An 18,418-nucleotide genomic window follows, 5' to 3' on the forward strand; every position below is an offset into this window, starting at 1 on the left:
CTTGGAACTTGTCTTTATGCGGATGGAGTCCCCCTCTTGATTGCGAGCATACGCGCGGTATCGAGCCTGATTGCCTCGGTCTTCATCCTGATGTCGGGCTTTGGGCTGGCCAATTATGTCGTGCCACTGCGCGCGCTCGGCGAAGGCTGGACGGCGACCGACATCGCACTGATCGGCGCGGTCTATTCGGCGGGTTATACGCTTGCCTCTTTCATCACCCCGAAGTTCATCCGGCTCACCGGCCATATCCGCGTCTTCGCCGCCAATATCGCGCTGATGGTGGTGTCGATCCTGCTCTGCGCGCTGGTCGCCGATCTCTGGGCATGGATGGCATTCCGCGGCATGTTCGGCTTTGCCATCGCCAGTTGCTACCTGATCATGGAAAGCTGGATCAACGAGAAGGCCGAAAACGAATATCGCGGCTTTATGTTCTCGGTCTACATGGTGACCGCGATGGGCGGCACGATCGCCGGACCCTATATCGCCTCGCTCGGCGATGTGATGAACACCGCGCTGTTCATCGTCGCGGCGATCATCCTCGCCTCCGCCGTTTTCCCCGTCGCGCTCTCGGCCTCTTCGACGCCGACACCGCCAACCGAAGTCGGCTTCGATCTCAAGAGCTTATGGCGGCGCTCGCCAGTGGCCTTCGTCGGCACGTTTCTGTCTGGCGTCATCGCAGGCGCATGGCTGAACTTCGCAGCGGTCTTCGCCAAGATGTCGGGCCTCACCGAAACCGGCGGCGCCAACCTGATCGCGGCGATCACCGTGGGTGCGATCGTTGCACAATTTCCGCTCGGCCGCGTTTCGGACCATGTCGACCGCCGTGCGGTGATGGTGTTCTGCTGCATTCTCGGCGTGATCGCCGGGCTGTGGATGTTCACGCTCGATGCCCGCCACGAATACCAGCTCTACATGGCGGCCTGCCTGTCCGGCATGGTGATGTTTCCGATCTACTCGCTCAACGTCGCCCATGCCAACGACATGGCACTGCCGGGCGAATTCGTCCGGATATCGTCGGGCATCACCGTGCTTTACGGAGTGGGCGTCATCCTCGGACCGCTGATCGGCGGCCAGGCCATCGCCAATGCCGGAGCACGCGGTCTGCCCATGGTGCTGGCGGTCTTCTTCGCCATTTACGGAGTCTATGCGACGTGGCGCATACTCAGGCGTCCGGCCAAGGCGTGAGCGTAGTTGGACGCTTCAGTTGCTGGACGTCCGCGTCGCCGCGGGCTGCGCAGGTGCGGGACTTTCAACCAGCCTTTCGACAAGCCGCTTCAATTCGGATGGCGTCGTCTGCCCGGCCACCACTTCATGGTAACCAATGCCGGCACGCCGCAGCGCTTCCTTCTTGACTGCGTCACGTGCTGCGGCGGTGCCTTGATGATGTCCACTGCCTTGGTACTCGACGACATGACGAGGATGACAATTTTCGTCAATCAGCAGCAAGTCTACCCGCTTGGAGTTGATGCAACTATATGCGTGGGCATCTCGACTTTTGAGTATCTCGCCAAGTGACACTTGCGCCATGACCAGCCAGTGCGGATTGCAGGCGGTGACAAAGGCATCGAGTTCCTGGAAGACACGCGCTTCGCTTTTACTAAGAAGCGGCTGCGGCGAGAAGTTCGCGGCCATGACAATGCGCAGTTGGTCTGCGGCATCGGTGGGCCTGTTGGATGCCTCAGACTCTCGGAACCACGGATTAGGCTCCGCATGGGAGATTACAGGTTGCCGTCCTTGTTGGTATGCGCGGTCGCGCTTTCTCCAAGCATGCCGCCGCAGGCTTGTTCTCAAGCGCGCTACCGCCAACCCCGCAACAACGCCGACAAACAGGGCGGCGATCAATGTTTGATGTTGCGAGACAAAGTCGATGATCTCTGGTGACATAGGAACAGTCTACTTCACAACGGTCGAAGAGGCGTAAAAGCAATTCTTCAAAATGAAGCTTTTGTAAAGAGACGTTTCAACGAACTCGCAGAGCCTGAATGTCGCGTTGCCCTAAGGCGTGAGCGTTTGGTCCTCGCGGTGGGTTGGCACCTTCCGCCGGGTCTCGCGATAGAGGATGAAGACGCCGGCACCGATGACGATCGCCGCGCCGAACAGCAGCGTGCCGCCCGGCAGGTCTCCGAACAGGTAATAGCCGAAGAACGTCGCCCAGATGATCGAGGTATATTCGAAGGGTGCGATGGTCGAGACGTCGGCGAAGCGATAGCTCTGGGTCAGCAGGATCTGCCCCAGCCCACCGACGAAACCGGCGCCGATCAAAAGAGCAGCGGAAGACCAGGGCAAGGCGTTCCAGCCGAAGGGATGCGTCATCAGCGAGAAGATGGCGGAGGACAGCGAGAAATAGAGCACGATCGTCGGCGTATTCTCGGTACGGACCAGTTGGCGCACATGCACCATGGCGACTGCCGCCAGCGCCGCAGAAAATAGCACCGCCGCCACGCCGGAGATTTCATTGGGACTGAGGCCGCCCTGCTCGAACAATGTGAGCTTGGGCCACACGATGATCACCACGCCGATGAAACCCGCGAACACCGCACCCCATCGGTAGCGCCGCACGTCTTCGCCCAGCAGCACTGCGCCCGCGACGACGGCGAACAGCGGCATGGCATAGCCGATCGCCACGGCCTCGGGCAGAGGCAGGTGCACCACACCGTAGAAGCCGAGCGCCATCGACGAGACGCCGATGAAGCCGCGGTAGAAATGCCCCATCGGATTGGCCGTCTTGAACGACACGCCCAGTTCGCCACGGAAAAACAGCCAGACCATGATCGGCACGAGCGCGAAGAAGGAGCGGAAGAAGGTGATCTCGCCGGTCGCGATGCCCGGCCCGGCCAGCTTCACCATCGATTGCATCGAGATGAACAGCAGGATCGACATCACTTTCATTGCGATGCCGCGAGCGGGGTTGGCGACGGTCTTGTCCATGGATGCATGTCCGAATAGAGCATTGCCCGGCCGCCATCCGGCGACCGGCATGAAGCATGGAATGATCAGCCGGCCTTGGCGGCCTCGATCGCTTCCCAGACCTTGCCCGGCGTGGCGGGCATGTCCAACGTCTTGATACCATATCCGCGATGGAGCGCGTCGATCACCGCATTCATCACCGCGGGCGTCGAGCCGATCGTCGCCGCCTCGCCCGCGCCCTTGATGCCGAGCGCATTGGCGACCGAGGGCACGTTGCGGGTCTCGAATTTGAAGAACGGCAGGTCTCCCGCGCGCGGCACGGCGTAATCCATGAAGGTGGCGGTGAGCAGCTGGCCCTCTTCGGAATATTGTACGCCTTCGACCAGCGCCTGTCCCGCACCTTGCGCAACGCCGCCATGGATCTGGCCCATCAGCAGAACCGGGTTCACGATGACGCCGAAGTCGTCGACGATCTGGTAGTTGACGATGTCGGTCATCCCGGTTTCCGGATCGACCTCGACTTCCACGACATGCGTGCCGTTGGGGAATGTCGCCTCGTCCTGTTTGACGTCGGCAATCGCGATGATGTCCGCCGGGTCTTTCGCGGCGCGAGCGACGTCGGCGAAGCTCATCATGCGGTCAGTGCCGGCGATGCGTGCCATGCCGCCAACCAGTTCGATGTCGTCAGTGGCACTTTCGAGTTCGTCGCCGGCAATACGTTTTATCTTTTCCGCCAGATCCTCGCCGGCGCGGACCACCGAGACGCCGCCGATCGGGATGGAGCGCGAGCCGCCGGTGCCGCCGCCGCGCGAGAGCTCGGCCGTGTCACCCTGGCGGACGATGATCTTGTCGAAATCAATCCCGATCTTCTCGGCGATGAGCTGGCTGTAGGCGGTGGCATGGCCCTGGCCGTTGGTCTGGGTGCCGATGAAGAGCGTGATCGTGCCATCGAGGTTGAGATGGAGATGCGCCGGTTCGGAGCCGGGAAACGCGCAGATCTCGACATAGGTCGAAAGCCCGACGCCGCGAACCTTGCCGCGCGATGCCGCCTCGTCGTAGCGCTCCTGAAAGCTGCCATATCCGGACATTTCAAGCGCCTGCTGCAGATGCCCATCGAATTCGCCGACGTCGTAAAGACAGTCCGACTGGGTGCGATAGGGGAACTGCTCCGGCTTGATGAAATTGATCCGCCTGAGTTCGACCGGGCTGACGCCGAGATCGCGCGCCGAGGAATCCATCAGGCGCTCGATGAGATAGGCGGCTTCCGGGCGGCCGGCGCCCCGATAGGCATCCACCGGCGTGGTGTTTGTGTAAGCACCTTTGATTTCGTAATCGAGGTTGGGAATGTCGTAGACGCCGGTCGCCATCAGCGCCGCCATGGTCGGGATCATCGGCCCGTATTGCGAGAGGTAGGCGCCCATATTGGCAACCATATCCACGCGCATGCCGGTGATCCGGTAATCGGCATCGAAGGCAAGCGAGGCATCCATGATGCTGTCGCGCCCGTGCGTGTCGGCAAGCGCGTGCTCGGTGCGGCTCGAAACCCAGCGGACCGGGCGGCCGAGCCGGCGCGATGCTTCCAGCACGAGTGCATATTCGCGGTAGGTGAACATCTTGGTGCCGAAGCCGCCGCCGACATCGCCGGTGATCACGCGGATTTTCTCGGGATCGATGCGGAAGACATCCTTGGCAAGAATGCTGCGCTGGGAATGGACGCCCTGCGACGGCGTATGCAGCGTGAAACTATCGGCTTCGGCGTCATAGGCGCCGACCGCCGCGCGCGGCTCCAGATAATGCGAGATCACCCGGTTGTTGACCACGCGAAGCTCTGTCGTATGCGCTGCCGTCGCGAAGGCCCCGTCTGTCGCTTGCCTGTCGCCGATCCGGTAGTGAAAAGCCTGATTGCTGCCGAGTTCCTCCCAGACCAGCGATGCCCCTTCGTCGAGCGCGGTCGCGAGATCGACATGCGCTCCAATTCCATCGCCCTCGATCTCGATCAGTTCGGCCGCGTCCTCGGCCTGTTCGCGCGTATCGGCGACAATGAAGGCGAGCGCATCGCCGACATGCCTGGCAACGCCGCTGCAGAGAACCGGCGCCTCGCGCTTGACGTTCAGGGTGCCATCCGGCTGGGTGACCTGCTCCTTGCTCGGCATCGCGCCGAGGTGGCCGACGTCTTCCCCCGTCAACACCAGATGCACGCCCGGCGACGCAAGTGCTGCCTCCGTCGAAACGATCTTGAACCAGGCATGCGCATGCGACGAGCGCCAGACGAAGCCGTGCAGCGCATTCTCCACTTGCACATCGTCGGTATAGCTTCCCTCGCCCCTGACGAGTTTGAAGTCTTCCTTGCGGAGCGCCGAGGCTCCAATACCAAATTTCGGCACGTTCATATGTGCAACCCTGCTATCGGACGGTCTGGTGAAGCTGCGGCGGACAGGATCGGCGATGCCGCTTCGTTGATCACACTACCATATTGCCTTTCGTCATATTTTGAACCCCGCTGATCATGAAATTATGAAAATGGCCCTCCTGAATTGTGTCATTCCGGGATTGCGTTTAACGATGTTTCAGGGTTTGACTGGGATGCTGCCGCCGGGACTCGCCCTGTCGCTCACGTTCCGCGATACTTGGCGCAGATGAATTGAACGCAGACAATGGCGCATGCCATTCGGGACATCACATGGAAGCTACCGCCGGCCAGGTCATCCATCTGGCAGACTACCGTCCGACCGATTTCGTTCTCGAACGGGTGGATCTGACCTTCGAGCTCGACCCGCGCGAAACCCTCGTCATCCAGCGCTCGCTGATGCACCGCCGCGAAGGCGCCGACGAGAATGCGCCGCTGGTCCTCGACGGCGACGAACTCAATCTGCGCGCGGTAGCCATCGACGGCAATCCGATCGACGAGAGCCAGTACACGGTCGGCCCCAACACGCTGACCATTAGAGGCCTGCCGACCGGCACGACCTTCGAGGTCACGGTCGAGACCATCGTCAATCCGGAAGCCAATACCAAGCTGATGGGGCTCTACCGCACCAACGGCACCTATTGCACCCAGTGCGAGGCCGAGGGCTTCCGCCGCATCACCTATTTCATGGACCGGCCGGATGTGCTGGGCATCTATACGATCACCATCATCGGCGACGGCGCCGCCAACCCGCTGATGCTGTCGAACGGCAATTTCCTCGGCGCCGGCGATTACGGCGACGGCCGGCGCTTTGCCGCCTGGTATGATCCGCATCCGAAGCCGAGCTATTTGTTCGCACTTGTTGCCGGTGACCTCGGGGTCGTGGAAGACACGTTCACCACCATGAGCGAGCGCGAAGTGGCGCTGAAGATCTATGTCGAGCACGGCAAGGAAGACCGCGCGGCCTATGCCATGGATGCGCTCAAGCGTTCGATGAAGTGGGACGAGGAAGCCTTTGGACGCGAATACGATCTCGATATTTTCATGATCGTCGCCGTGTCCGATTTCAACATGGGCGCCATGGAGAACAAGGGCCTCAACGTCTTCAACGACAAGTACATCCTGGCCGACCCGGAAACCGCCACCGACCAGGACTACGCCAATATCGAGGCGATCGTCGCGCACGAATATTTCCACAACTGGACCGGCAACCGCATCACCTGCCGCGACTGGTTCCAGCTTTGCCTGAAGGAAGGCCTCACCGTCTTCCGCGACCACGAATTCTCCGCCGACCAGCGCAGCCGCGCGGTCAAGCGCATCGCCGAAGTGCGCCACCTCAAGGCTGAGCAGTTCGCCGAGGATGCCGGCCCGCTGGCGCATCCGGTGCGGCCGAACATCTACCGCGAAATCAACAACTTCTACACGACGACGGTCTATGAAAAAGGCTCGGAAGTCACGCGCATGATCGCGACGCTTCTCGGCCGCGACACGTTCCGCAAGGGCATGGACCTCTATTTCGAGCGCCATGACGGTCAGGCGGTGACGATCGAGGATTTCGTCAAGTGCTTCGAGGAAGCAAGCGGCCGCGATCTCACGCAGTTCACGCGCTGGTATCACCAGGCCGGCACGCCGGCGGTCACCGTCTCGGCTGCCTATGACGCCTCGGCCCGTAATCTCAAGCTCTCGCTCGAGCAGATGATCCCGCCGACGCCCGGCCAGCAGGTGAAGGAGCCCATGCACATCCCGCTGGCGATGGGCCTGATCCTGGACAATGGTTCGGAAGCCACGCCAAGTGCTGTCACGGGCGGTGAATATTCGGGCGGCGTGCTGCACCTGACCGAGCGCGCCCAGGAAGTCACGTTCGAGGGCATTTCGTCCCGGCCCGTCGTATCGCTAAACCGCAGCTTCTCGGCGCCGGTCAACATGCATTTCGACCAGTCGTCGGACGATATCGTCCATATCGCCCGCCACGACGGCGATCTCTTTTCCCGCTGGCAGGCGATCAATCACCTAGCCATGCAGGACATGATCATTGGCGTAAACGCCGGCTTAGGCGAAACCACTAGCGCGTCGGATGCGCTGCATTCGATCATCACGGCGACGATCGCCGACGAAGCGCTCGAGCCTGCTTTCCGGGCACAAGTGCTTGCACTTCCGTCGGAAGCCGACATTGCCCGAGAAATGGGCAGCAACATCGACCCCGACCTCATTCATGATGTCCGCGATGGTGTGATCTGGTCGATCGCAGCGAACGCCAGGGACGAGTTCAATACCCTTCAAGCGAGCATGAAGGTCGAAGGGCCGTTCAGCCCCGACGCGGCCAGTGCCGGAAGGCGCGCGCTCGCCAATGCGTCTCTGACGTGGCTTTCCTATGCCGACGACGATCCGGCCCGCGCGGCCGCCGCCTTCGGCAATGCCAACAACATGACGGAACTGTCGCATGCTCTGATGGTGCTGGCGCATCGCTTTCCCCAGACGACGGCGGCATCGGATGCCATCGCGGCCTTCGAAGAGCGTTTCAGCGGCAATCCACTGGTCATCGACAAGTGGTTCACGATCCAGGCAACGATCCCCGGAGCGGACACGCTCGACCGGATCAAGGGCCTGATGGAGAGTGTTCATTTCGCGCCGAACAATCCCAACCGGCTGCGCGCGCTGATCGGCTCCTACGCCATGGCCAACCCGACCGGATTCAACCGCGCCGACGGTGCCGGCTACCGGTTCCTCGCCGAGCAGATCATCGATATCGACAAGCGCAACCCGCAGGTCGCCGCCCGCATTCTCACGTCGATGCGGTCCTGGCGTTCGCTGGAGCAGAACCGTGCGGGACACGCCCGCTTCGCGCTTCTGCAAATCGACCAGTCCGGCCCGCTCTCCACCGACGTGCGAGACCTCATCGACCGCATGCAGAAGGTGTAAAGCACTACAAACTGCTTGCGCGGTGCTTGCGGGCAAAAAAATCTGTGAGTCAAAAGAACGGGTTAAAAATCCGTTAAATGCGGCATCTGGACAATGTCCCCGCCGCGTGATTCCTTATGGATGATTCGGGCGAGCGGCGCGGCGAATCTGCAAGAGAATCAAGGCGGGAATCATGGCGGATGCGCAACGAGGAAGCGTGGCCGGCGGCTGGCTCAGGCGTGGCCTGACGGGCCTTTCGGGGGTCGAACGAAGCATCAGGGAAGGCTCCCGGCGGCTCAATTTTCCGCCCGCGATCGAACTGGCGCGGGCCGAGCCTGCGCTCAGGAAATCGATCCCGATCCTTATTACCGCCTTCCTGCTCGTTGTTGCGGCATCGCGCGTCTTCGGCATCTATGGCGAAGTCGTGCGCATGGAAGACACGGCGGGCCGCGAGGCCGCCTTCACCGCATCGCTGGTTTCCGCCAAACTCTCGACGCTGCCCGAACTCGCAAAACGCGCCAATGCAGAGCGCGCCCAGGCGATGCTGACCGAACTCGGCAAGACGACACCGGGCGCATTTCGTGCCCATGTCCTGCTTGCCGATAATGGCGGCTACGTGATCGCCGGCACCGGCGACGGCTTCTTCCTCAAGGGCCGCTACCTCCAGGTCCTGCTGCCGGAACTCTTCTCCGGCGAGTTCGAAATCAACCGTCTTCTGAACATCTCGCTCAGTGGGCGCGAGCATCTCGCATCCTTCATGGCCCTCCCCGGCAAGGGCGGCTTCGTGCTGGCGGTAACCCCGCTCGATGCGATTTCCGGCCATCTTCGCGATGAGATTTCCCTGAACGTCACGCTGTTTACCGGCATTTCGGCAATCATCCTGGTCATCCTCTACGCCTATTACACCCAGGCGAAACGGGCGCGTGACGCCGACGACGTCTTCGTCGAATCCAACCTGCGCGTCGAAACAGCGCTGTCGCGCGGCCGCTGCGGATTGTGGGATTTCGACATGGCCGACGGCCGCCTGTTCTGGTCGCGGTCGATGTATGAAATGCTCGGCATACCGCCGCGCACCGACGTGCTCTCCTTCGGAGACATGGCCCGGATGATGCACCCGGATGACAATTCGATCTATTCGCTGGCCCGCGGCATTGCCAAAGGGGAACTGAGGAATGTCGACCAGATTTTCCGGGTGCGCCATGCCGGCGGACATTATGTCTGGCTGCGCGCCCGCGCCCAGATCATCCGCGCCCATTCCGGCCGCGTCCACCTGATCGGCATCGCGATGGACGTGACCGAGCAAACCAAGCTCGCACAGCGCTATGCCGAGGCCGACCAGCGCCTGGCGGACGCCATCGAATCCACCTCGGAAGCCTTCGTGCTGTGGGACAAGAACGACCGGCTGGTGATGTGCAACGCGCATTATCAGCAAGCCTATGGCCTGCCCGACAGCGTGCTGGTGACCGGCACGGAGAGAAGTTCGCTGATGGCCTCCGCCTGCCGCCCGGTGATCGAGCGCCGGCTTGCCGATCCGGACCCGGAGAACTGCCAGTCGCAGACGACGGAAGTGCAACTCGCCGACGGCCGCTGGCTGCAGATCAACGAACGCCGCACGCATGATGGCGGGCTGGTTTCGGTCGGCACCGACATCACGCTGCTCAAGCGGCACCAGGAACGCCTGCGCGAATCCGAGCGCCGGCTGATGGCGACGATCGGCGACCTCTCCGCCTCGCGCGTCAAGCTCGAACGGCAGAAGGCCGCGCTCTCCGTCGCCAACGCAAATTACCAGGCGGAAAAGGAGCGCGCCGAGGGCGCCAACCGCGCCAAGTCCGAATTCCTCGCCAACATGTCGCACGAACTCAGGACGCCGCTCAACGCCATTCTCGGCTTCTCGGAAATCCTGCAGAGCCAGATGTTTGGCCCGCTCGGCAGCGACAAGTATCACGAATATTCCTGCGACATCCATGACAGCGGCATTCACCTGCTCAACGTCATCAGCGACATTCTCGACATGTCGAAGATCGAGGCGGGTCAGTTGCAGATCAAGACCGAACCGACCAATCTCGCCGTGCTGATCGAGGAGAGCCTCAGGCTGATTTCGATTGAGGCGGGTGCCAAGAACATCGTGGTCGAGCAGGATATCAGCCCCGACCTCAACCTCCATGCAGACCGGCGCGCGATGAAGCAAATCCTGCTCAACCTGCTCTCCAACGCGGTCAAGTTCACCAACCAAAACGGCCGGGTGATCGTGCGTGCGCGCAAGATCGACGGCAGGGTTGCGCTCGTCATCGGCGACACCGGCATCGGCATCCCGAGGGCCGCGATGCAGAAGATCGGCCAGCCTTTCGAGCAGGTGCAGAGCCAGTATGCCAAGAGCCAGGGCGGTTCGGGGCTGGGGCTCGCCATTTCCCGCTCGCTGACCCAGCTCCATGGCGGCGCGATGCGCATCCGCTCGGCCGAGGGCAAAGGCACGGTTATCGGCGTGCGGATTTAACTCCTCTTAACAAATTTCATCCAATGATTGCGGCAACCCCAAACGCCCGCCGATCCGGCGTGTGCAGCAACAATGATGATTTGCCCGGAGGATATTGCGATGAAGATGACTGGTTCGACCTACAACGATACACTGCGGGGAGGAAAAGCCAAGGATCTGATCTGGGGCAATGCCGGAAATGACCTGATATCGGGCTGGGAAGAAATCGGCGACGGGGCGGCCGACGTGATTCATGCGGGCGGGGGCAATGACCTGATCAGCGGCTTCAGCTTCAACTTCAGCAATCCCAATCGATCGAAATCGAGAGGCGCCTCGATCGACGGCGATGGCGGCGACGACACGTTGATCGTGGACGCGGAGGGCGGCGCCAAAACCACCGAACTCAGCCGCATGGGCCTTGTCGCCAAAGTCAGCGGCGTTGAAGAAATTATCTACAATTTCAGCGAAGCGACCCTCCAGCAGACTCTGATGGGTACAAAAGCGGGCGAGACCATCTATGGCGGCGAAAACGGCGCAAAGATCCGCGGAGAGAACGGAAACGACTATCTCTTCGCCGGGCGCGGCGACGATGTGCTGAACGGCGGTGGTGGCAACGACTTCCTCAGCGCTGCCGGTGGACGGAACCAACTGACAGGCGGCGCAGGCGCGGACGTTTTCCAGTTTCATCTGACCGAGGACTACTCCTACTCCAACATCACCGATTTCCAGAAGGGCATCGACAAGATCGCGCTCGTGCTCGACATCGGCGGCGAGTTCGACCCTGCGAAATTCGGAGATCAAATTCGGATAATCGATCGTGAAATGGACGAGATGGGTTACTTGAACTACGACAACGGCCGGATCATGGACCGTGGTCTTTTCTCGGGCAATGCAGGCTTTTTTGCCGACGAGATGATCTATGAAGAATCCACCGGCTCGTTCCTGCAGGTCTTTCGCGATGGAGATGACACTGAATATCAGGTCCTTCTCGCCCATGTCGAGAGTGAAGGTGGGGGCAAACCCAATCTCGATGTAAACGACTTCGTTTTCATGGTGCTTTAGCTTCGCTCGCGACCGCATCCACACCCAAGCTTGCGGCAAAGGGTTAAGGCAGCCTCAGTCGCCTGGCTCCGATCGACGTAGCTGCCGGGTACGGTAGCGGTTCGGTTGCCTTTCAACACGCGAGCGGTCTTCGTCACTGAGTCCCACAGAAACGGGATGTCATCGTCTGACACGGCGCGCGGCCTCTGATTGCGAGCCGGGAATGCAATGCACCGATGGTTAGTTCCACTCAGCCTTCGAAACGGGATGGCTCCGGACCAAGCTTCCGGGGGTACCGCTCCGTCTGGCTGGCCTGATCACTCCGCGATCAATTCTCCCGTGCCTCCCAGGTCCGTTGGCACGTCCCGATACTTGGGCAATCCGTCCTTCATCGGCAGCACCGTCTCCTGATAATTTACATGGAGCGCGGGTTCGAACGGCAGTGTTGGAATAATTGCGGCATAAACGTCGGTGACACTCCAGAGCGGATGGTCGGTCATAAGATGTCCACCGCAGATTTTGCACGATTTGCGCACGCTGTTGGCGGTCTTCTGATAATCTAACAGATTGTCCGCGCCCTTGACGATCCGGACCTTCTCGGGTGGCCAAAGCGTGAAGGCGTTCACGGGTCCCGCCGACCATGTCCGACACGAACTGCAATGACAGAAGCCCATGGCAGCCGGGTCGCCGCTCACCTCGATCTCAACTGAGCCGCAGAAGCACTTTCCGGTGTGGCTGCCATTCTCTATCATGACGTCCTCCTTCGGCTCGCCTCACCCAGTGTAGCGGGTGAACGGTGATAGCGAAGTGATGGTGGCACTTTCGAAGCTTAGGTCAACCACTATTTCAATCTGGCTAAGTTTTACTTGCTTGCTCAATGACGGATGCGACAGAGGCTCTCAGTGCTCCTTGCGCTGCTCTCAACCATCACCCGCCCACGCGCATTGTGCCGCGCTAAAATAGTTTGCTCCCTACTTGATGGCTCCCGTAGCGGACTTCTTTTTGCTGTGACGAAATACTGTGCCGCCGAAAAAGCGGGGTCACGGCCATGTTGTCAAGGTGCCGCGCGCCGATGTGCAGGGCTCACCATGCGCGCGGCGTGTCGTCCTAATACGCTAGACACGACCTCCTGAAACGCCGCTATTCTTAGCGGGTTCCCGGCCAACGGTGGTTGGTCAAAAGCGTACAAAGTTACGCCGAAGATAGAAATGAACCGCACTTAAGCATATACTAAGATTGCAATCCCCCAAAAAGATTGCCCCTCCGACGGTCGGGCGTCCCCTCAAATGGGGCGTCGGCCGTCTCCCATTGAGCGGCGGCTATTCCACCGGCAGACCCCACATCCCTGAATGTTGTGATTGCGACGTTTCATAAATTTGTCATGATACGATTCTGCATTCGCAGCGGGGACAGAAGGGGCGGACCCACTCCGCCTTGCTGCGGGAGGACGCCATGCCACCTGCAGCAACCGGTTGCCGCAGCACTCTTACTAGTCTCGCTCACGTGCCGCGCTGACCACCTGCTTGAAAATAGCGCGAACCTCTTGCGAATAGCGCTTCAGCTCGCCCTCGAGCACCTTGAGGTCGGGCAACTCCGTTATGCGGCAGATGATCTCTTTCAACCCTTCGGGAGCTTCCCTGGGGTCGAAGCCGTTGCCGATGCAGAGCCGCACCACCTGCGCCAAGTCCGAATAGAGCTTGAGTGCGGCGACCACCGTGTCGAGATCGGCCGGTTTGAGGAAGTGTGGCCCGAGCCGCTTCAGCGTCGCCTCGGTATTGGCAGTGCGGCCCTCGGCCGAGATTCCCTCTCCCGGTGCTATCAGCGTGAGGTATTGCGCGATGAACTCGATGTCGACCAGCCCACCAGGGATCAGCTTCACATCCCAGATGTCTTTGGGCGGCTTTTCCTCCTCGATCAGATCGCGCATCTCGGCGACCTCCTTGGTGATCTTCCTGGCGTCGGCCGGCATACCCAGGACACGCTCGATGATACGCTCCGCCTCGGTCTTCAGGCTTTCATCGCCCGCCACCATGCGCGCACGGCTGAGCGCCATATGCTCCCAGGTCCAGGCCTCCTCCGACTGGTATTTCTCGAAGGCGTTGATGCGCGTCGCCACCGGCCCCTTGTTGCCGGAGGGCCTCAGCCGCATGTCGACTTCATAGAGCACGCCCTCGGCGGTCGGCGCCGAGAGCGCCGCGATCATGCGCTGGGCCAGCCGCGCGAAATAGCGATTGGAGTCGATCGGCTTCGGGCCATCCGATTCCGCCGCCTCGCTGTCATAGTCGTAGAGCAGGATGAGGTCGACATCGGAACCGGCCGTCAGTTCACCGCTGCCGAGCTTGCCGAGCCCCATGATCGCCACCCGGCCGCCGGGATATTTGCCGTGCACTGTCTCAAGCTCTGACGTCACTGCGGCAAGCGCCTCCGATATCACGAGATCGGCGAGATGGGTGAAAGCGGACGCCGCCGACGCGCCGCCAATCACACCGGTCAGCAGGCGGATGCCGATCAGGAACCTGTGCTCGAAGGCAAAGATTCTGAGGCGGTCGAGTGTCTCCTCGAAATGCGACGAGCCCGACAGGAAGCTTCGCAGCCGTCTTTGCAGATAGTCGCGCGTCGGCAGTTCCGACATCAGCGCCGGATCGAGCATGCCGTCGAAGACATGCGGCTTGGAGGCGATGATGCTGGCAAGCTTCGGCGCCGCAGACATGATCGTGGCGATCAGCGACAGCAGCGAGGGATTGGAGGAGAGCAGCGAGAACAGCTGGATGCCCGCCGGCAGGCCGGAGATGAACTGGTCGAAACGCAACAGCGCCTCGTCGGCCTCGGCCGCCTGGCCGAAGGTACGCAACAGTTCCGGCATCAATTCAGTCAGACGTTCCCGCGCCTCGACCGATTGCGTAGCGCGATAGCGGCCATAGTGCCAGGCGCGGATCGTCGCCGACACCCCTTCGGGCCGCTTGAAGCCGAGGCCTCTCAGCGTCTCCAGCGTATCGGGATCGTCGACCCGGCCTGTGAAGACGAGGTTGCCGGTCTCGGTGGAGAGCTTCGCCTCCTGTTCGAAAAGCTGGGCATAGCGCTTCTCGACGGTCCTCAGCATTTTGACCAGATCAGCCGAAAAGCTCGCCGTGCCGTCACAGCCCATCATGAAGGCGATGCGCTTCAGCTCGGCCTCGCCCTCCGGCAGATTGTGCGACTGCTCGTCATTGACCATCTGAATGCGGTGCTCGACCGCACGCAGATACCAATAGGCCTCGGTCAGTTCGATCCTGGTTTTCGTATCGATCCAGCGCGCTTGCTCCAGCGGCAGAAGCGCTTGCTCGGTGCTCTTTGTTCGAAGTTCCGGCATGCGCCCGCCGGCGATCAGCTGCTGGGTCTGGGCGAAGAACTCGATCTCGCGGATACCGCCGCGACCGAGCTTGATATTGTGACCCTTGACCGCGATCTCGTCATGGCCGCGATGGGCGTGGATCTGCCGCTTGATCGAGTGGATGTCCGATATCGCCGCATAGTCGAGATATTTGCGGAAGACGAAAGGCACCAGGTCTTTGAGGAACCGTTCTCCGGCCTTGAGGTCGCCGCCGACGGGTCGCGCCTTGATGAAGGCCGCACGCTCCCAGTTCTGCCCCCTGCCCTCGTAATAGAGCATGGCCGCGTCGACGGGGATCGCCAGTGGCGTCGAACCGGGATCGGGCCGGAGCCGCAGATCGGTGCGAAACACATAGCCGTCGCCGGTGCGGTCCTGCAGAATGCGGATCAGCCGCCGCAACATGCGCGCGAAAGTGTCGGTCGCCTCGTCGGGATCGGCCAACATGCCATTATCCGGATCGAAGAACACGACGATGTCGATATCCGAGGAATAGTTGAGTTCGCGGCCGCCAAGCTTGCCCATGCCCAGCACGACGAGGCCGGTTTCACGGCACGGCTCGTCTTCGTGGGGAAGAACCAGTTTTCCGGTCTGATGGGCGATTGTCAGAAGATGGTCGAAGGCGGCGGAAATGCTGACATCAGCGAGTTCCGACAACCAGTGCGTCGTCTCCCGGCCATCGAACAAGCCGGCCAAGTCGGCCATGGCGATCAGGAACGACGCCCGGCGCTTGGCCTTGCGCAGCGCCGTCATCAGTTCGGCTTCCGTCGCACCATGCCAGGCGTCTCGCGCCTGTCGCGTGATCTCGGCGAGAAGCGCGCGGATATCCTGCGTGATCGCCGCCGAGAGTAAGGAGGGCATCAGCCGCGCGGTATCGCGCAGATAAGGCGACAACGTGAAGGCGGCCGACACGAAATCCTTGAGCGGCCCGCCTTGTTCGAGCAGGCGTGCAATATCAGGCTCGCCCTTCGCCCAATCCTTCAGGTCGGACAGAACCGATTTCAGTTCCTGCTGATTGAAGGGTTTCAGTGCGTTCGGCTCGATATCGCTGAGCCTGCCGCCATTGTCATCTGCCACGCGCATTCCTCCCAGAACAACGCAAACCTAGTTCGCTTTGCTCTCCGGAAACACCATTTTCACCGTCAATCCACTATTCTCAGTCTTATCTGGAACGGTCGCGGCAAAATCGATGCGTCCGCCATGCAGTTCCATCACCGCCACGGCGAGTGCCAGCCCCAGCCCGGTACCCGGCTTGGAACGGCTTTCATCGAGCCGAACGAAGCGCTTGGTGACTTCCTCGTATTTGTCGTCCGGGACGCCAGGACCATGATCGGAGACGGCAAGTTCCGTCCCGCCGCCCGCGCGGCTGGTGACAAGCACAATCGTGTTCGGCCCGGTGCCGCCGCCATATTTGATCGCATTGTCGATCAGGTTGGAGATCGCCTGGCCGATCAGTTCGCGGTTGCCGCGCACCCGGCAATCGGCCGCCAGCACCTTCTCGATCGACAGCCCCGCATCCTCGGCGACGGGCTCATAGAGTTCCGCGACCTCCGAGGCCACGGCCGAAAGGTCGATATCCGACATCTCGGCGACCGCCGAACCCGCTTCGACGCGCGAGATCATCAGGAGCGCGTTGAAGGTGCGGATCAACTGGTCGCTCTCGGCGATGATATCCTCGAGCGCTGCCGTATGGCCGCGCTCGCTCTTGTCGCCCAGCGCGCTTTCAGCCTTGTTGCGCAGCCGCGTCAGCGGCGTCTTGAGGTCGTGGGCAATATTGTCGGAGACCTGTCGTAGCCCTTCGTCCAGCCGCTCCATGCGTGACAACATGGTGTTGAGCGACGTCGAGAGCCGGTCGAACTCATCGCCCGAGCCGGTCACCGGCAGCCGTTCGGAGAGATCGCCCGCCATGATGTTCTGCGCTGCGCCCGACATCCGGTCGATGCGCTGAAGTGCTCTGCGGCCGATCGCAAACCAGATGATCAGCGCGCCCAGCCCCATGATGCCGAGCGCCAGCATCAATGCCTGGCGGACCAGCAGGCGGGCATTTTCCGGCTCGCCGAGATCGCGGCCGACAAGGATGCGCATGCCGTTGTCGAGAAAGAAGACATTGGCGACCGCCATGTGCTTGTCCTTCGAGGACTGGTCGCCGAAGCGGTTGTAAAGGAACGGCCGGTCGGTCCAGCCCTCGGCATCGATGACACCAGGCTGCAGCTTGGCGACATTGCCGGCAAGCATCTCGCCATTGGGGCCGGCGATGACATAGAGATTGGCACCCGGCTGGTGGGATTGCCGCTCCAGCACGCTGAGCAGCGCCTGAAGCCCACCCTGGGTGAAAATGTCGTTGAGAATGCCGACTTCTTCGGCGACGGAATCCTTCATCCGCCGCTGCAGCTGGCTCTCTGAGATCGAGGTGACGTAGAAAACGAGGGTCGCCGCGCAGACGGCGAAAAGCAGCAGATAGAGTGCCGAGAGCCGGACGGCCGTATTCCTGTAGAGCATCTGGAAACGGGCGAGCGCCGCGCTCGTGCCCTTTTCAGCCATCAGGCGTCATCCTTGATCATATAGCCGGCGCCGCGCACGGTGCGCAGGAGCGGCCGGTCGAAGTCCTTCTCGATCTTGGAGCGCAGCCGCGACACGTGGACGTCGATCACATTGGTCTGCGGATCGAAATGATAGTCCCAGACATTCTCCAGCAGCATGGTGCGGGTCACCACCTGGCCGGCATTCTTCATGAGATATTCGAGCAGGCGGTATTCGCGCGGCTGGAGCACGATTTCCTTGCCGGCGCGGCGCACGTCATGGGCGAGCCGATCGAGTTCGAGGTCGCCGACCTTGTAGACCATGTCCTGCTCGGGCGAACCCCGTCGGCGGCCCAGAACCTCGACGCGGGCCAGCAGTTCGGTGAAGGAATAGGGTTTGGGGAGATAGTCGTCGCCGCCGGCCCGGAGGCCGGTCACCCGGTCATCGACCTGGCCGAGCGCCGAGAGGATCAGCACCGGCGTGTTGACGCCGCGCTTGCGGAGTTCGGAGATCACCGACAGGCCATCGCGGCGCGGCAGCATGCGGTCTACGACCACAACGTCATAATTGTTTTCCGACGCCATGAAGAGGCCGCTCTCGCCGTCGCTGGCGTGTTCGGTGCTGTGACCCGCCTCGCGGAAGGCCTTCACCAGATAGCTCGCCGCATCCAGGTCGTCTTCGATGATGAGAATCTTCATGGACTGGAGCATAACGCATGAATTTCAGGTGTCAGGAAGCCCTCCCCCCAAAATTTTGGGGAAAGGGCAAACCGTCAGGGTGTCGTGGTTGCTGGTGGGCCGGCTCT

11 protein-coding genes are annotated in these 18,418 nt (G+C 61.4%); 4 read left to right on the forward strand and 7 right to left on the reverse strand.

Going from position 1 to position 18,418, the window contains the following annotated elements; all coding sequences use genetic code 11:
- Window positions 1-36 precede the first annotated feature (36 nt).
- On the forward strand, window positions 37-1,185 hold the full coding sequence (locus ACSQ26_RS14290) for an MFS transporter (protein ID WP_436009834.1): 1,149 nt from the start codon (window positions 37-39) through the stop codon (window positions 1,183-1,185).
- A 15-nt stretch (window positions 1,186-1,200) separates the two neighbouring features.
- Here the strand turns inward: ACSQ26_RS14290 and ACSQ26_RS14295 are convergent, their stop codons facing one another.
- The 3 genes from ACSQ26_RS14295 to ACSQ26_RS14305 form a co-directional block, all read right to left on the reverse strand.
- Window positions 1,201-1,884 (reverse strand): DUF2726 domain-containing protein, encoded by a 684-nt coding sequence (locus ACSQ26_RS14295; protein ID WP_436009836.1) that lies wholly within the window; start codon window positions 1,882-1,884, stop codon window positions 1,201-1,203.
- Window positions 1,885-1,995: 111 nt separating this feature from the next.
- Window positions 1,996-2,928, reverse strand: coding sequence for a DMT family transporter (locus ACSQ26_RS14300; RefSeq protein WP_436009838.1), 933 nt, complete (start codon window positions 2,926-2,928; stop codon window positions 1,996-1,998).
- Between the two features lie 65 nt (window positions 2,929-2,993).
- Window positions 2,994-5,297, reverse strand: coding sequence for a xanthine dehydrogenase family protein molybdopterin-binding subunit (locus tag ACSQ26_RS14305; protein WP_436009840.1), 2,304 nt, complete (start codon window positions 5,295-5,297; stop codon window positions 2,994-2,996).
- A 290-nt stretch (window positions 5,298-5,587) separates the two neighbouring features.
- On the opposite strand from ACSQ26_RS14305, the gene pepN reads away from it, so the two are divergent.
- The 3 genes from pepN to ACSQ26_RS14320 all read left to right on the forward strand — a co-directional run bounded on the left by pepN (window position 5,588) and on the right by ACSQ26_RS14320 (window position 11,747).
- Window positions 5,588-8,233 (forward strand): aminopeptidase N, encoded by a 2,646-nt coding sequence (pepN, locus tag ACSQ26_RS14310; protein ID WP_436009842.1) that lies wholly within the window; start codon window positions 5,588-5,590, stop codon window positions 8,231-8,233.
- Between the two features lie 172 nt (window positions 8,234-8,405).
- A complete protein-coding gene (locus tag ACSQ26_RS14315; RefSeq protein ID WP_436009844.1) occupies window positions 8,406-10,706 on the forward strand; it encodes a PAS domain-containing sensor histidine kinase in 2,301 nt (766 codons plus the stop codon).
- A gap of 99 nt (window positions 10,707-10,805) precedes the next feature.
- Window positions 10,806-11,747 carry a calcium-binding protein gene (locus ACSQ26_RS14320; RefSeq protein ID WP_436009846.1) on the forward strand — a complete coding sequence of 314 codons (942 nt, stop codon included), beginning with the start codon at window positions 10,806-10,808 and terminating at the stop codon, window positions 11,745-11,747.
- 296 nt (window positions 11,748-12,043) lie between these two features.
- Here ACSQ26_RS14320 and ACSQ26_RS14325 read toward each other — a convergent pair whose 3' ends face one another.
- The 4 genes from ACSQ26_RS14325 to ACSQ26_RS14340 form a co-directional block, all read right to left on the reverse strand.
- Window positions 12,044-12,478 carry a GFA family protein gene (locus ACSQ26_RS14325; RefSeq protein ID WP_436009848.1) on the reverse strand — a complete coding sequence of 145 codons (435 nt, stop codon included), beginning with the start codon at window positions 12,476-12,478 and terminating at the stop codon, window positions 12,044-12,046.
- Window positions 12,479-13,215: 737 nt separating this feature from the next.
- Window positions 13,216-16,170 carry a bifunctional [glutamine synthetase] adenylyltransferase/[glutamine synthetase]-adenylyl-L-tyrosine phosphorylase gene (locus tag ACSQ26_RS14330; RefSeq protein WP_436009850.1) on the reverse strand — a complete coding sequence of 985 codons (2,955 nt, stop codon included), beginning with the start codon at window positions 16,168-16,170 and terminating at the stop codon, window positions 13,216-13,218.
- A gap of 27 nt (window positions 16,171-16,197) precedes the next feature.
- Window positions 16,198-17,634: a sensor histidine kinase gene (locus tag ACSQ26_RS14335; RefSeq protein WP_436009852.1), complete on the reverse strand. Its 1,437-nt coding sequence runs from the start codon at window positions 17,632-17,634 to the stop codon at window positions 16,198-16,200.
- On the reverse strand, window positions 17,634-18,323 hold the full coding sequence (locus tag ACSQ26_RS14340; protein WP_436009854.1) for a response regulator transcription factor: 690 nt from the start codon (window positions 18,321-18,323) through the stop codon (window positions 17,634-17,636). The genes ACSQ26_RS14335 and ACSQ26_RS14340 overlap by 1 nt, the downstream gene beginning before the upstream one ends.
- Between the last annotated feature and the right edge of the window lie 95 nt (window positions 18,324-18,418).

It is taken from the genome of Rhizobium sp. LjRoot254, from assembly GCF_964254105.1.
Classification (GTDB): Bacteria; Pseudomonadota; Alphaproteobacteria; order Rhizobiales; family Rhizobiaceae; genus Rhizobium_E.